Below are 15,400 nucleotides of genomic sequence, written 5' to 3'. Positions count from 1 at the left end.
CTTGCCGGTCAGGTGGACCCGCGAACCCGAGACCTCGACGGTCTTCTGGTCGAGGTTCACGATCAGGTCGCCGGTGGTGATCACCGACTGGGCGTGACCCTTCGAGCGGCGGACGATCGCGTGGATGCGGGCGACGAGTTCATCCTTGTGGAAGGGCTTGGTGAGGTAGTCGTCGGCGCCGAAGCCGAGGCCCTTCACCTTGTCCTCAATGCCGGCCATGCCGGACAGGATCAGGATCGGGGTCTTCACCTTGGCGACGCGGAGGTTCCGCAGCACCTCGTAGCCCGACATGTCGGGCAGGTTCAGGTCGAGCAGGATGATGTCGTAATCATACAGCTTGCCGAGATCGATCCCCTCCTCACCGAGGTCGGTGGTGTAGGTGTTGAAGCTCTCGGACTTGAGCATCAGTTCGATGCTCTGCGCGGTCGCGCTGTCGTCCTCGATCAGAAGTACCCGCATCGTCGGTCCCCAGCCCAGCCGGCCGTGTGCAGCGTACGGGCAAGCCCCCGCCGTTCGTCCGCCACCGGCCCGTGGCGGACGCTCCCTCGTCATTGACGTGAAACGCTATTCGTTAATCGTTAACAAAACCTGATTCACGGACGCAAGCACGCAATTGGACCCGACTTCCGGCCACGCTCCGAACCGTTGACGGTCTGTTCTCGTAAGACCGTCCCGGAATCGAGGGCGAAACCGCCGAAACTCCACTTAAGTACCTGACCCGTCAGGGCTTATCGCAGGCTGTCACCGTGGCGCCACGACATCGGAATGTCTTGGACCGCACGGCGATTTGTGATGTCCCGGCCGGAGCCGGCGGCCTGCTACAAGCCCGATGCACGCAGTGTTAAGGAGGGAGGTAAACGAATGGTTGAGAGAGCCGCGAATGACCGACAGCGACCCTAGCCTCGCTCGCTTGCGCCTGGCTGGCGCGCGCGCGGCGCTCACCGACGTGCAGGTGCTGGAGACCTACGGGCGCGTCGTCGCGATCCGGGGCCTCCTCGTCGAGGTGGCGGGGCCCGTGGCGGCCATGCGACTCGGCGGCCGCCTCGACATCGCGGTCGAGAACGGGCTCGGCGCCGTACCCTGCGAGATCATCGGCTTCCAGGGCGACCGGGCGCTGGCGATGCCCTTCGGCTCCCTGGAGGGCGTGCGGCGCGGCTGCCCCGCCATGGTCCGCGACGAGGCCGCCGGGGCGGTCCGGCCCTCCGCCGCCTGGCTCGGACGCACCATCGACGCCCTCGGCCGCCCCATCGACGGCCTCGGGCCTCTTCCGGCCGGTCCCGTGATCTATCCCCTGCGCGCCGATCCGCCGCCGGCCCATGCGCGCCGCCGCGTCGGGCCGCCCCTCGACCTCGGGGTGCGCTGCATCAACACCTTCCTGACCATGTGCGCCGGCCAGCGCATGGGCATCTTCGCGGGCTCGGGCGTCGGCAAGTCCGTGCTGCTCTCGATGCTGGCCCGCTACACCGCCGCCGACGTCGCCGTGATCGGTCTCGTGGGCGAGCGCGGCCGCGAGGTGCAGGAATTCCTCCAGGACGATCTCGGCGCGGCCGGCCTCGCGCGCTCGGTGGTCATCGTCGCCACCTCCGACGAGCCGGCCCTGATGCGCCGCAACGCCGCCTACGTCACCCTGGCCATGGCCGAATATTTTCGCGACCAGGGCGCGCAGGTGCTGTGCATGATCGATTCGATCACGCGCTTCGCCATGGCCCAGCGCGACATCGGCCTGGCCGCCGGCGAGCCACCCACGGCCAAGGGCTACACCCCGACCGTGTTCAGCGAATTGCCGCGCCTCCTCGAGCGCGCCGGGCCCGGAACGGGGCAGGGGGCGATCTCGGGGCTGTTCACCGTGCTCGTCGAGGGCGACGACCACAACGAGCCCGTGGCCGACGCGGTGCGGGGCATCCTCGACGGGCACATCGTGATGGAGCGCGGCATCGCCGAGCGCGGGCGCTACCCGGCGATCAACGTGCTGCGCTCGGTCTCGCGCACCATGCCGCGCGCCTGCGACCCGGCCCACCTGCCCACCGTGCGGCGGGCGCGGCGCCTGCTCTCCACCTACGCGGACATGGAGGAACTGATCCGGCTCGGCGCCTACCGGGCCGGCGCGTCGCCGGAAGTGGACGAGGCAGTGGCCCTGATGCCCGAAATGGAGGCTTTTCTGGGTCAGGGTAAGGAAGAAGCAACTTCGATCGGCGAGGGTTATCTTCGCCTGGCAGAGATCGTCGGCGCCCCGTGAGGGGACGCCCCGACGTCTCGCCGATGCCGGGCTCGGGACGTGGGTGATGCGTTCCGGCAAGCCGTGCGTTGCGTGGAGTGAAACCGTCCATGAAATCCCGTGACACGTTGATCCGGCTGCGACGCTTCCAGGTCGACGAGAAGCGTCGGCGCGTGACGCAGATCGAGATGATGAAGGCGGATTTCACCCGCATGGCGCTGGAGCTCGACCGCGAGGTCGCGCACGAGGAGAGCCGCGCCGGCATCACCGATCCCGCCCACTTCGCCTACCCGACCTATGCCCGCGCCGCCGCGACCCGCCGGGACAACATGCGCCAGTCGGCCGCCGCCCTGGAGGGCCAGCTCGCCGAGGCGAAGGCCGAGCTCGGCGAGGCCTTCGAGGACCTCAAGAAGATCGAGATCCTGGACGACCGCGAGCGCACCGCCGAGCGCGCCGCCGAGGCCGCCCGCGACCAGGCCGCCATGGACGGCATCGGCCTCTCGCGTATTCGTGCCTGAGCCCCTTCGCGCCGGCCGCCGAGAGGGGGCCGGCACGAAACCGTCATGATCCCGTGGGATGAGCCGTTCCCGACGGGACCGGTTGGAACCCTGCTTGCGATGCCGCGCATCGTCGTGCAGGGAGGGCCCGAACGAAGGGGCTCGTCCGAACCACCATGAAGAAGATCAGCGATTTCATCTGGCCGATCATCGGCCTCGGTGCCGTCATCGTCTCGGGCTACCTGCTCTACAAGGAGCTCGCCGGCATCTCGATGGCCGAGATCAAGGGCAGCTTCGCGGCGATTCCCCTGCATCGCTTCCTGCTCGCGGCGCTCTCGACCCTGGTCGCTTACGCGGCGCTCGCCTGGTACGACCGGATCGCCCTGCTGCATCTCGGCATCCGCCACATCTCGTGGTTCTTCGTCTCGGTCTGCTCCTTCACCACCTACGCGCTTTCGCACAACATCGGCGCCTCGGTGTTCTCCGGCGCCGTGGTGCGCTACCGCGCCTACACCGCCAAGGGCCTGTCGGCGGCCCAGGTCGCGGTGCTGGTGGCGCTCTGCTCCTTCACCTTCGGCCTCGGCACCATCCTGCTCGGCGGCTTCGTGCTGACGGTCCTGCCCGACACCCTGACGCGCCTGAACGGCTACCTGCCGGCGATCCTGACGGACCCCGCCACCGCCCGCATCCTCGGCGCCGGCCTGCTCGGCTTCGTCGCCCTCTACGTGATCGGCTCGCTGCTGCACCTCAAGCCGCTGACGATCCGCAAGTTCAAGCTCGAATATCCGCGCCCCCGCATCATGGTGCGCCAGCTCATCGCCGCTCCCCTGGAACTGCTGGGCGCGGCCGGCATCATCTACTTCGCGCTGCCCGAGGCCGGGAACCCGGGCTTCCTCGTGGTGCTCGCGGTGTTCCTCGCCTCGTTCTCTGCGGCCCTGGTCTCGAACGCCCCCGGCGGCCTCGGCGTGTTCGAACTCGTCTTCGTCGTGGCGATGCCCGACATCGCGCGCCCCTCGGTCATCGCGGCGCTGCTCGTGTTCCGGCTGTTCTACTTCTGGCTGCCCTTCCTGATCTCCGTCGTGGTGGTCCTGCTCTACGAGCGCAACCGCCTCGCCTCGGCCCTGAAGGGCCAGCCGACCGACACCAGCGCCCCCGAGGCGCCCTTCACCGCCCCCGGCCTCGACGCGCACGCCCTTGAGCGCCGCATGGAGAAGAAGACGGTCTGATCGGGTCGGCCCCCGCGCCGGGGGCGGTTTCCATCGGCGCCGCGACCGGCGGGTCCTGATCGAGGTCGCCGCGCGACGGAAACCAAGCTTGCCAGCCGGGCCGGGGAGCGGCACTCTCAGCTTGGCCGGAGGCTCGACCGGCGCGGGCCGCGACGTTCTTCCGCCGGGCCACGGGATAGGGGAAGTCCAGAGTGATGATCACGGACGGTCGCAGCGCCGCTGCCGGCGCGACGGATGAGGCGCGGCTCCCCGGGCATCGGGCGGGCGGTCTCAGCCGCCGGTCGTTCCTGGCCGGCTCGGCCGCCGGTTTCGGCGCGCTGGGGCTCGCCGGGTGCGTGACATCCGACGGCACGGTCCTCGCCGAGGCCGCGAAGATCTACGGACCGATGCCGGACGAGAAATTCCCGATTCCGGCCACCGACATCAGCAAGGTCGATCCGAAATACTACCGCCGGACGGTCCGTTACGAGACCAAGGAAGCGGCCGGCACGATCATCGTCGATCCCGCCAACTTCTACGTCTACCGCGTCGAGGGCGACGGGTCCGCCACCCGCTACGGCGCCAATGTCGGCCGCGACGGGTTCCTCTGGAACGGGGACGCCTATGTCGGCCGCAAGTCCGAATGGGCGACCTGGACACCGCCCAAGGAGATGATCCGGCGCCAGCCCGAGGCCGCGAAATACGCCCGTGGCATGCCGGGCGGCCTCGACAACCCGCTGGGCGCCCGCACCCTGCATCTCTACCAGAACGGCGCCTATACGCTCTACACGATCTACGCGAGCAGCGAGCCCGAATCGATCGGCACCGGCATCACGAGCGGCTGCGTCGGCCTGCTCAGCCAGGACATGATCCACCTCTACGCGCGCACGCCGGTCAAGACGAAGGTGGTCGTCCTGCCCGCGTGAGGGGACCCGCCGGCCGGATGCGCGCGCCGCCATCCCGCGAGAGGCCTTCGCCAGCCGTGCTCAGACCGAGCCCACGGTGCGCAGGCGGGCGCGGGGATGGATCTCGGCCTGGCTCATCACCGGGGTCTCGCGCCGGAAGCGCTCGATGATCGAGCGCACGAAGGGCCGGGCCTGGACCGAGGTGACGAGGACCGGCATCTCGCCCATCCGGGCGGCGGTCTCGAAACGGTCGCGCACCGTGCTCACGAATTCGGAGAGCTTGGAGGGCTGCATCGCGAGGTAGCGCTCCTCGCGCTCGCCCGCGATCGATTCGAGGAAGGCCTGCTCCCAGGCCGGCGACAGGGTGATGATCGGCAGCATGCCGTCCGGCCCCTGGTACTGGGCGCAGATCTGGCGGCCGAGCCGCGCGCGCACGTGCTCGACGATGTCGCGCGGGTTCTTCACGTGGCCGGCGACCTCGGCGATGCCCTCGACGATGGCCCCGAGGTCGCGGATCGAGACCCGCTCGGCCAGCAGGAACTGCAGCACGCGCTGGATGCCGGTGGTGCCGATCTGGCTCGGCATGACCTCCTTGAGGAGTTCGCCGTGCTCCTTGGAGAGTTCGCGCAGGAGCTTCTGCACCTCGACGTGGTTGAGGAGCTCCGAGACGTGGGCCTTGATGATCTCGGTGAGGTGCGTCGAGACCACGGTCGCGGCATCCACCACGGTGTAGCCCTTGAGCTGGGCCTGGTCGCGTAGGCTCGCGTCGATCCAGGTCGCGGGCAGGCCGAAGGTCGGCTCCAGCATGTGCTGGCCGGGCAACTGCACCTGTCCGCCCATCGGATCCATGGCCATGAACTGGCCGGGGAAGATCTGGCCCGTGCCGGCCTCGATCTCCTTGACCCGGACCACGTAGGCGTTGGCATCGAGCTGCACGTTGTCGAGGATGCGCACGGAGGGCATCACGAAGCCGAGCTCGGCCGCGAGCTGGCGGCGCAGGGCCTTGATCTGGTCGGTGAGGCGGTCCTGGCCCTCGGGGCCGTTCACCAGCGCGAGCAGGGCGTAGCCCATCTCCAGCTTGAGATCGTCGAGCTTCAGGAGGTCCGTGACGGTCTCCTCCTTGGCCGCCTGCGCCGCCGCCACGGCCGCGGCGTCCATCGGCGCGCCGGCGGCGTCGAGGGGCGGGGCCTCGCGGGCGACCTTGGCGAAGTGCCAGGCGGCGTAGCCGGAAGCGCCGGCCAGGCCCAGGAAGGGCAGCATCGGCATGCCGGGCAGAAACGAGATGAGCACCATGACGCCGGCCGACATGCCGAGCGCCTTCGGGTAGTTCGCGAGCTGCTTGCCGAGCGCCTTGTCGGCCGAGCCCTTCACGCCCGCCTTCGAGACCAGGATGCCGGCCGCCGTCGAGACGATGAGGGCGGGCACCTGGCTCGCGAGGCCGTCGCCGATGGTGAGCAGGGTGTAGCTCTTGGCCGCTCCCATGAACGGCATGCCCTGCTGGGCGACGCCGATGATGATGCCTCCGATGACGTTGATGAATGTGATCAGCAGGGCCGCGATGGCGTCGCCGCGCACGAATTTGGAGGCGCCGTCCATGGCGCCGAAGAACGAGGATTCCTCCTCCAGGGCGGCGCGGCGGGCCTTGGCCACCTTCTCGTCGATGAGACCGGCCGAGAGGTCGGCGTCGATCGCCATCTGCTTGCCGGGCATGGCGTCGAGGGTGAAGCGGGCCGCCACCTCGGCGATGCGGCCCGAGCCCTTGGTGATGACGACGAAGTTTACGATGATCAGGATCGCGAACACGATGATCCCGATGACGAAGTTGCCCCCCATCACGAAGTTGCCGAAGGCCTCGATGACGTGCCCGGCCGCCGCCGTGCCCTCGTGGCCATGGCCCAGGATGAGGCGGGTGGAGGCGAGGTTCAGGGCGAGGCGCAAGAGCGTCGCGACGAGGAGCAGGGTCGGGAAGACCGTGAACTCGAGCGGATTGTCGATGAACAGCCCGGTCATCATGATCAGCACCGAGATGATGATCGAGACCGCGAGCAGCAGGTCGAGCAGGAACGCCGGCAGCGGGAAGATGAGCACCGTGAGGATGCCCATCACGGCGGTGGCGAAGAACAGGTCCGTGCGCTTCGAGAGCGCGTTCAGGTTCGCCCGGTTGGGAACCGCGAAGCGCGCGAACTGCCCGAAGCTCCCCCCCGCCGCCGTGGCAACGGCCGTCTCGCTCATCGTGAACCCCGTCGCCCCGAGGACAGGGGCCCGGCAAGATTTGCCGGGTATAGCGTTAGCGAAAGGTTAACGTGCCGGCCCCGTCGTCTCGATCGAGGCCGGCGTCGTGACCGCGCGCGGGCGAACCGGCGCGCCGTGCCGAGGCCCGAACGCGCCCGGGCCGCGATATCCGGTCAGGCGAGGTACTTGCGGGTGACCACGGTGGCGGCGAAGACCACGGCGGCGCCACCGGCGATGAGGGAGATCATCAGCATGCGGCGCGGCTGCTGGGAGGATTCAGGCTTCACCGGCTGGACGATCATGGTGAAGAATTCCACCTGACGCTCGGCCATGATGCGGGCGCGCTCGTTCGCCACCAGCACCTTGGCGAAGTACTTCTCCGCATCGGTCCGCTCGGCGTCGAAGGCCTCGAAACGCGTCAAGGAATCGGCCAGGATACGCCGCTGCTCCGGGTCCTCGCTCGCGGATTGGCGCTCGATCTTGGCGATGTTGTCGTCGAGGTCCTTCAGCTGCGCCTTCATGTCCTGGATCCGCCGGGTCTCGGGCGAGAGGTCGCGCTGCCCCTGGATCAGCTGCACGGCGAGGTTGATGCGGGCCGAGCGCAGTTCCGCGATGACCTTCAGGTTGCTCTCGTTGGTCTTCTGCGCGTCGAGGACCCCGTCCTTGTTGCGCAGGGCGGCCACGGCGACGCGGATCTTCGTCATCCGCTCCTCGGCGCGCTTGAGTTCGCGCAGGCTCTCGGCCACGGCGTCCTCGCGAGCGCGGGCGCTGAGGGCGTTCACCATGCGCTCGCTCTCGGCGAGGACCGCTTTCGAGAGGTCGAGGGATTCCTGCGGATCGAAGGTGTTGACGGTCAGGCTGATGATGCCGGACCCGGCTTCGATCGCGGTATGCACCCGCTCGTGCCAGAACTTGACCAGCTTCTCGATCGGCTTGTCCGTCTTGAAGCGCGAGAAGTAGTCGATGTCCGACCGCGAGAACATCTCGCGCAACGGCATGGCCTTCTCCATCGCCTCGACCATCGGCCGGCTCTGGATGTAGTTGGTGGTGATGAGGCTGTCCTGCGCCACCATCTGCTGCGAGACCGAACCGGAATTCGTGCCGACCTGGTCCGGGGCCGCCTTGTCCACGCTGCCCAGCGCCGGGCGCAGCGCGAAGCGCGCCTCCACCACGAAGCGGTCGGACATGATGAAGCCGTAATAGGCGACGCCGATGAGCGAGGGGATCAGGAAGCAGACGCAGAACAGCAGCGGGATCAGCGGATCCGACTTCACATGGCTCTGATACGAGCGGATGCCCTTCTTGCGATCGGCGAAGCGTGAGACGCGCGCGATCTGCCGCAGGGATTCCGCCACGGCGTTCGACCGGTCGGCGGTGGTGAGCGGCTGCCCCTGAGGCGTACGGATCTCGACGGACATGAACCCCGTGTTCCCTTGCATCCGGCGGATTCGCGCCGACCCTTCGCGACCGTTGCCTCACGGGCACGGCGAAACCATGACCGCCACCGCCCGCGACGCCGGACGTTCAGGTGTTCAGGCGGCGATAGACCTCGATGGCGTCGTCGATGTCTTCGTAGACGATCGCACGGCCGTTGATCAGCACGATGCCCTGCTGGCACCAGTTCCGGAGCGTATCCATCGCGTGCGAGACCATGATCACGTCGGCATGGGCACGCCGTGCACTGAACACCTCCTCGCAGCGCTTCTGGAAGCGCCCGTCCCCGACGGACGTCGTCTCGTCGATGAGGTAGCATTCGAACGGGATGGCCATGCTCATGCCGAAGGCGAGCCGGGCACCCATGCCGGAGGAGTAGGTCCGGATCGGCACGTCGAGGTAGCTGCCGAGCTCGGAGAAATCCTCGACGAATTCCAACACGCGGCGCGGGTCCTCACCGTAGATCCGTGCCACGAAGATGATGTTGTCGCGGCCCGTCATCAGCGGATGGAAGCCGCCCGCGAAGCCCAGGGGCCAGGAAACGCGCCGGTTCCGGATGACGCGGCCCTTGGTCGGGGCCTCGGTTCCGGCGAGGATGCGCAGGGTGGTCGACTTGCCGGCGCCGTTGATCCCGAGGAAGCCGTAGCTGATGCCCGGCTTCAGGGTGAAGGAAACGCGCTCGAGGATCGTGCGCCGGTGTCCTTCCGTCCGGTAGACCTTGGTGACGTTGTCGAAGCGGATCACGGCGGCTGTTTGCTCCTTCGTGTCCCCCCGGGGCCCAGCGCCGAAATCGGCGAGCCGGCGTGACGGACACGGAAAAGGCGATGCACGCGGAAAGCGGCGAATCTGAGGATAACCCGCATCCTGCCGCGATGCGATACGGAGCGACCGCCAACCTCGATCCGCCGAGATTCCGGCCGGAATCGTCAGCTTTGCGGTTCGCACCGCTTGCACGCCGCCGGTGCGGCTTGTACACGACGCCTCCCGACGCGTTTGCGAAGCCCCGTCGCCCTTGCGGGCGATGGCGGAACGCGGCGACGGGACCGGAGGGGTGGCCGAGTGGTTGAAGGCGCACGCCTGGAAAGTGTGTATACCGGAAACGGTATCGCGGGTTCGAATCCCGCTCCCTCCGCCAGCTGAACAAAACTCCCTGAGTGAATAACGCACGTCGCCGTGTTTCTTGCGCGCGAGTGCTCAGAATGCGTAGCGCACCGTACAGTACGGCATCCGCTCGGCGAGCAGCGCCTTGAACCGGGCGAGCCAGGTTCCCTTCCAGCCCGTGCGGTAGCGCAGGTTCGCGCCGCCGCCCTCGGAGACCTTGGCCTCCTGCAGGTCGGGGCGCCACAGCAGGTCCTCGGCCTTGGGGTGCCAGCCGAGATTGACCGCGTGCAGGTCGGCGTTGTGCGTGAGCAGGATGATCTCGGCCTTGATCTGCGCGCGGGCGGCCGCTCCGATGGTGCCGTCGATCGCGTCGAACAGCGCCCGCCAATCCGCCTCCCAGCCCTCGTAGAGGATGACGGGCGAGAAGTTCAGGTGGACCTCGTAGCCGGCGGCGACGAAGTCGTCGATCGCCGCGATGCGCTCCGGGATGGGCGCCGTGCGCACGTCGACGACACGGGCGATGCGCTCGGGCATCAGCGAGAACCGGATGCGGGTCTTGCCCTGCGGGTCGTAGGCGAGGAGTTCGCGGTTCACCGCCTTGGTGGCGAAGGAGGCCTTCGCATTGGGGATGCGCCGGAACAGCGCGATGAGGTCCCGCACGGTGTCGCTCACCATCGCGTCGACGGAGAGGTCGCCGTTCTCGCCGATGTCGTAGACCCAGAGCGCGGGATCGATGGTGTCGGGCTCCGGCAGCGGGCCCTGGCGGGCCGCGTGGCGCTCGATCGCGGCACCGATGGCCTCGACGTTGACGAAGACCGAGATCGGGTTCGCGAAGCCCTTGCGGCGGGGCACGTAGCAATAGGCGCAGGCCATCGCGCAGCCGTTGGAGGTCGAGGGCGCGATGAAGTGGGCGCTGCGCCCGTTCGGCCGCATCGCCAGCCCCTTCTTCACCCCGAGCACCAGGGTGGAGCGCTTGATCCGCACCCAGTCCTCCACCGAGCCGGCATTGCCGTGCAGGCTCGGGATGTTCCAGTGCGAGGGCACGACGATGCGTTCCGCCTCCGGGAACCGCTCCAGGATCGCGCGCCCGCGCGGGAATTCCGGCACCGCCGGCTCGTGGTAGAGGGTGGTGATGTCGAGGAGATCGCGCGGTCGGGCCATCCCCTGACAGATCGGGCGATCGGGGAGCAGGACAAGTCTTGCCGACCTCCGAGGTCAGAGACGGGCCAGCAACTCGGCCTTCTTGGCCGCGAACTCAGCCTCCGTCAGGATGCCCTTCCGCCTGAGGTCGGACAGGCGCTCGATCGTGCCGAGGAGATCGCCCGCCGCACTGGCGGCCGCCGGCGCCCGAGCGGTCTCGGAGGGCCGGGCCTCCGGGGCGGGTTCGGGAACGACCTCATCCGAAGGGACGGTTTCGGTCGCGTCGAGGCGCCGCAGGCTGGCGAGATCGACGTCGCCGCCCCGTCCGGAGAAGCGGAGGCTCGTCCCGCCGCCCTGCTGTTGCGAGACACCGCTGATGTCGTGCTCGCCGGTATCGTAGAGGGTGACGTGGCCGTCGGCCTCGACGGCGAGACGCCTGCGAGCCGGGAAATACGCGTACCGGGTCCCGTTCTGCGAGCCCGAGGTCGCGGGCAAGCCCCAATCCCGGGGCCAGCCGGAGGAGGCGCTCGGCGCATCGGCCCATCCCGCCGCCGGCAGGGCGTTCGCGAGTTCGGTGCAGAGGGCGTCCACCCGCGCCTTGAGGCCGCCGTTGAACATGTCGCCGATCATCGTCATGCCGCTGCCGGACCATTGCCCGAAGCCCCCGAGATCGGGATGGTTGAACTGCGCCATCCGCCCGTGACCGGCCTCCAGCGCCCGGACGAGGTGCCGGACCGCATCGACGCCGACGCCGTAGCGGTCGGCGATGCTCTGCAGGGCATTGGGCTGTTCGGTCATGCGACGGTCTCCTCGCGCGCCCGTCCCGCAACGGGTGCCGCCTCCCATTCATGCCGCATGCCAGGACGCCGTGAAAGACATCGCGCAAGCGGCATCGGCATCGGAGCAACGCTTCCGTAACGACGCGCGGCATCGGCACGTCAAAGAACACGCGCGTTAAGAGCGCGCGAATCGTTCGGCGTCAAAGCTTGAGCGTTCGATGCAGCAGACCGCGCGCTCCTCCATGCCCCATGCTCCCGCCCTCACGCATGCCCTTGCCCACCGGAAGGCGCGCGCGGGCCTGCAAGGCTTCGCCGGCCGGTTCACGCGTCCACTCGATGCGCGGCGGCTGACGCCCTTTACCTGGGCGCTGTTCGGTATCCTGCTCGCCGCCACGACCGTGGCGGTCCGGCATTTCGGGTTCACCCTCCTGGTGCCGCCGCAACTCGTCGCTTGCGCGGCGGCCGCGGGCGTCATCCTGTTCCTTCTGCGGGACAGCGCGCTCGCCGGGCGCATGCCGGCGCTGACGCTCGGCTGCCTCGTCTACGTCCTGTTCGGCGTGCAATCCCTCGCGGCCGTGACGCTGTCCTACGCGCTGCTCGCCACCGACCTGCCGCTCACCGACGCCGTCCTCCTCGGGATCGACCGCGCCCTCGGTTTCGACTGGCTCGCGTTCCGCCGTGCCGTGCTGGCCCTACCCACCCTCGACGGGCTCCTGGGCCAGGCCTACGCCTCCCTGGGCGTGCAGTTCGCGCTGGTGCCGGCCCTGCTCCTGGCCAGCGGCCGGGCGCGGCGCACGGAAGCCTTCCTGGCCGCCGTGATCGCCTGCGAATTCGTGGCCTGCTTCGTGAGTGCCGTCTGGCCCTGCATGGGCGGCGTCAGCCTCGACGGGTTCGCGAGCGTGGCCGACGCGACGCCGGGCGCGACGCACCTCGCCCACTACCTGCCCTTGCGCGACGGCTCCCTGCGCCTCGTCGATTCCGGGTCGCTCTATGGCCTGATCTCGTTCCCGTCCTTCCACTGCGCGGCCGCCTATCTGGCGGTGGCGGCCCTGTGGCCACTGCGCTGGACGCGGGCGCCGATGCTCCTGCTCGACGGTGCGATGACCCTCTCGGCGGTCACGCACGGGGCGCATTACCTCGCCGATTGCGCGGGCGGCCTCGGACTGGCCGCGCTCGCCTTTCCGCTCTGCCATCGGGCGGTGGACCGGAGCGCCGACCGGGCCGGCCGGCGGCCGGCCGCCCGCGCCGTCGAAGCCGGCGAAGCGCTGGCCTGAGCGACGGCGCGAGGGCCGGGCTCCACGCGTCTTGCGCAGCGCAAAAAGTTTGGTCGCGCCGGGACCTTCCGAGGAAGCGTGAGCGTTGCCGTGGTGATTTTTGCTGAGCCCCGGGCCTCGCCGACGCCCGGATTCTGGCTGAGAATGCCTTCGGAGCCCAAATGGCCGACACGACCTCTCCCGCCGACCGCGCGAGCCCTCAGAATCGCGCCAAGCGTTCGCGCATCAAGGAAGGCTCGCCCTATCCCCTCGGCGCCAACTGGGACGGCCTCGGCGTCAATTTCGCGCTGTTCTCGGCGCACGCCACCAAGGTTGAGCTCTGCCTGTTCGACGATGCCGGCGAGACCGAGATCGAGCGGATCGAGCTGCCCGAGTACACCGACGAGATCTGGCACGGCTACCTGCCCGACGCGCGGCCCGGCACGATCTACGGCTACCGCGTCCACGGCCCCTACGAGCCCAAGGCCGGCCACCGCTTCAACCACAACAAGCTGCTGATCGACCCCTACGCCAAGGGGCTCGTCGGCTCGATCACCTGGAACCCGGCCCTGTTCGGCTACCAGATGGAGACCGGGGACGACCTGACCTTCGACGAGCGCGATTCCGCGCCCTTCACCCGGCGCAGCCGCGTGATCGACCCGGCCTTCACCTGGGGCCGGGACCGCAAGCCGCACGTGCCGTGGGAGAAGACGATCTTCTACGAGACCCACGTGAAGGGCTTCACGAAGCTGCACCCGGCCGTGCCGGAGAAGCTGCGCGGCACCTATGCGGGCCTCGGCACCCCGGCGGTGCTCGACTACATCAAGAGCCTCGGCGTCACCTCGGTGGAACTCCTGCCGGTCCACGCCTTCGTGCAGGACGATTACCTGCAGGAGAAGGGGCTGGTGAATTACTGGGGCTACAACACGATCTCGTTCTTCACCCCCGCGCGGCGCTATTCGGCGGTGCCGGACTTCGCCTTCTCCGAGTTCAAGGAGATGGTGGCGCGCATGCACGGCGCCGGCCTCGAGGTCATCCTGGACGTAGTCTACAACCACACCGCCGAGGGCAACGAGAAGGGCCCGACCCTGTCGTTCAAGGGCGTCGACAACGCCTCGTACTACCGCCTGATGCCCAAGGAGCCGCGCTACTACATCAACGACACCGGCACGGGGAACACCTTCAACCTGTCGCACCCGCGCGTGCTGCAACTCGTGACCGATTCCCTACGCTACTGGGCCACGGAGATGCGGGTCGACGGATTCCGCTTCGATCTCGCCACCATCCTGGGGCGCGAGCCGCACGGCTTCGACGAGGGCGGTGGCTTCCTCGACACCTGCCGGCAGGATCCGATCCTGAACAAGGTCAAGCTCATCGCCGAACCGTGGGATTGCGGTCCGGGCGGCTACCAGGTCGGCGGCTTCCCGCCGGGCTGGGCCGAGTGGAACGACCGCTTCCGCGATGACGTGCGCGGCTACTGGCGTGGGGACGAGGGCAAGCTGCCGGACCTCGCCGCCCGCCTCACCGGTTCTGCCGACAAGTTCAACAAGCGCGGACGCAAGCCCTGGGCTTCCGTGAACTTCCTCACCGCCCATGACGGCTTCACGTTGAGCGACACCGTGTCGTACAACGAGAAGCACAACATGGCCAACGGCGAGGACAACCGCGACGGCCACTCGCACAACCTTTCGAACAATTACGGCGCCGAGGGGCCGACCGACGATCCCGAGATCCGCGCGATCCGCCTTCGCCAGATGCGCAACATGCTGGCGACGCTGTTCCTCTCGCGCGGCACCCCGATGCTGCTGGCCGGCGACGAGTTCGCCCGCACCCAGAACGGCAACAACAACGCCTATTGCCAGGACAACGAGATCTCCTGGCTCGACTGGGAAGCGGTCGGTCCCGAGGAACGGGATCTCGCCGAGTTCACGCAGCGGCTCACGCTCCTGCGCGAGGCGCTGCCGATCCTGACGCGCGGGCGCTTCCTCACGGGCACCTACGACGAAGAGTTCGGCGTCAAGGACGTGACCTGGCTGCGTCCCGACGGCGGCGAGATGTCGCCCGAGAACTGGACGCAAGGGGATGCCCGCGCCATCGCGGTGCTCCTCGACGGGCGCGCCCAGGCGTCCGGCATCCACCAGCGCGGCGGCGATGCGACCCTGCTTCTGCTCTACAACGCCTACCACGACCTCGTGTCGTTCACCCTGCCGGAATCGGTGGGTGGCGTGGGTTGGACCCGCCTCCTCGACACCAACCTGCCCGACAGCCAGGACGTGGTGAGCAAGCCGATCGGCGCGACCTACGACGTCACCGGCCGCTCGATGCTGATGTTCGTGCTCAAGCCCGAGGAGATCGACGGCGTGGAGGCGAGCGACATGGAGCGCTCCTACCAGCACGTGATGCAGGCCTTCGAGCGGGCCAACGTGCACAGCGTGCGCTTCGAGACCGAGCTGCGCTGAGCGCTCGCGCCCGCCGCGCGACCGAGAGGCGCGCGGCGGACCGCGGCACCATGGCCTTCGCGGGTGTCATGCGGGATACCATCATGCACCCGCGCGTTTGATCCATGTCGGCGGACACCGTAAGGCCTGCCGGTGTCCCGCGAGGGCCGCCGGTCCGCGCGGCCCATTGATTGTCTGATT

12 protein-coding genes and 1 tRNA gene are annotated in these 15,400 nt (G+C 68.6%); 7 read left to right on the top strand and 6 right to left on the bottom strand.

From position 1 onward, the window contains the following. The coding region (locus MKK54_RS14355; protein ID WP_244011807.1) for a response regulator at positions 1-459 on the bottom strand (459 nt) is incomplete at its 3' end. A 421-nt stretch (positions 460-880) separates the two neighbouring features. Here MKK54_RS14355 and fliI point away from each other — a divergent pair. The 4 genes from fliI (at position 881) to MKK54_RS14335 (ending at position 4,843) form a co-directional block, all read left to right on the top strand. Then, positions 881-2,236: a flagellar protein export ATPase FliI gene (gene fliI, locus MKK54_RS14350; RefSeq protein WP_244011805.1), complete on the top strand. Its 1,356-nt coding sequence runs from the start codon at positions 881-883 to the stop codon at positions 2,234-2,236. Positions 2,237-2,325: 89 nt separating this feature from the next. Further along, positions 2,326-2,733, top strand: a complete 408-nt coding sequence (gene fliJ / locus MKK54_RS14345; protein WP_244011803.1) for a flagellar export protein FliJ — start codon at positions 2,326-2,328, stop codon at positions 2,731-2,733. Between the two features lie 155 nt (positions 2,734-2,888). Next, positions 2,889-3,938, top strand: coding sequence for a lysylphosphatidylglycerol synthase domain-containing protein (locus MKK54_RS14340; protein WP_244011801.1), 1,050 nt, complete (start codon positions 2,889-2,891; stop codon positions 3,936-3,938). A 194-nt stretch (positions 3,939-4,132) separates the two neighbouring features. Beyond that, entirely contained in the window at positions 4,133-4,843 is a 711-nt protein-coding gene (locus MKK54_RS14335; RefSeq protein WP_244011799.1) for a L,D-transpeptidase, read from the top strand. A 60-nt stretch (positions 4,844-4,903) separates the two neighbouring features. Here MKK54_RS14335 and flhA read toward each other — a convergent pair whose 3' ends face one another. The 3 genes from flhA to MKK54_RS14320 form a co-directional block, all read right to left on the bottom strand. Next, positions 4,904-7,054 carry a flagellar biosynthesis protein FlhA gene (gene flhA / locus MKK54_RS14330; protein ID WP_244011797.1) on the bottom strand — a complete coding sequence of 717 codons (2,151 nt, stop codon included), beginning with the start codon at positions 7,052-7,054 and terminating at the stop codon, positions 4,904-4,906. A gap of 173 nt (positions 7,055-7,227) precedes the next feature. After that, positions 7,228-8,472, bottom strand: coding sequence for a capsule biosynthesis protein (locus tag MKK54_RS14325; protein WP_244011795.1), 1,245 nt, complete (start codon positions 8,470-8,472; stop codon positions 7,228-7,230). A 106-nt stretch (positions 8,473-8,578) separates the two neighbouring features. Further along, positions 8,579-9,232, bottom strand: a complete 654-nt coding sequence (locus MKK54_RS14320; RefSeq protein WP_244011794.1) for an ABC transporter ATP-binding protein — start codon at positions 9,230-9,232, stop codon at positions 8,579-8,581. A 301-nt stretch (positions 9,233-9,533) separates the two neighbouring features. On the opposite strand from MKK54_RS14320, the gene MKK54_RS14315 reads away from it, so the two are divergent. Further along, a tRNA-Ser gene (locus tag MKK54_RS14315) sits at positions 9,534-9,623 on the top strand. Positions 9,624-9,682: 59 nt separating this feature from the next. Here the strand turns inward: MKK54_RS14315 and MKK54_RS14310 are convergent. Together MKK54_RS14310 and MKK54_RS14305 are read right to left on the bottom strand one after the other, a co-directional pair. Then, a complete protein-coding gene (locus MKK54_RS14310) occupies positions 9,683-10,750 on the bottom strand; it encodes a spore photoproduct lyase family protein (RefSeq protein ID WP_244011792.1) in 1,068 nt (355 codons plus the stop codon). 54 nt (positions 10,751-10,804) lie between these two features. After that, complete coding sequence (locus MKK54_RS14305) at positions 10,805-11,527, bottom strand: SHOCT domain-containing protein (protein WP_244011790.1); 723 nt, start codon at positions 11,525-11,527, stop codon at positions 10,805-10,807. Between the two features lie 199 nt (positions 11,528-11,726). Between MKK54_RS14305 and MKK54_RS14300 the strand changes: the two genes are divergently transcribed. Next, positions 11,727-12,782: a phosphatase PAP2 family protein gene (locus MKK54_RS14300; RefSeq protein ID WP_244011788.1), complete on the top strand. Its 1,056-nt coding sequence runs from the start codon at positions 11,727-11,729 to the stop codon at positions 12,780-12,782. Positions 12,783-12,943: 161 nt separating this feature from the next. Then, positions 12,944-15,220 carry a glycogen debranching protein GlgX gene (glgX, locus tag MKK54_RS14295; RefSeq protein ID WP_244011786.1) on the top strand — a complete coding sequence of 759 codons (2,277 nt, stop codon included), beginning with the start codon at positions 12,944-12,946 and terminating at the stop codon, positions 15,218-15,220. The last annotated feature ends 180 nt before the right edge of the window (positions 15,221-15,400 follow it).

The organism is Methylobacterium sp. J-068 (genome assembly GCF_022829445.1).
Lineage (GTDB): Bacteria > Pseudomonadota > Alphaproteobacteria > Rhizobiales > Beijerinckiaceae > Methylobacterium.
This window is presented reverse-complemented; position numbering and strand designations above follow the sequence as displayed.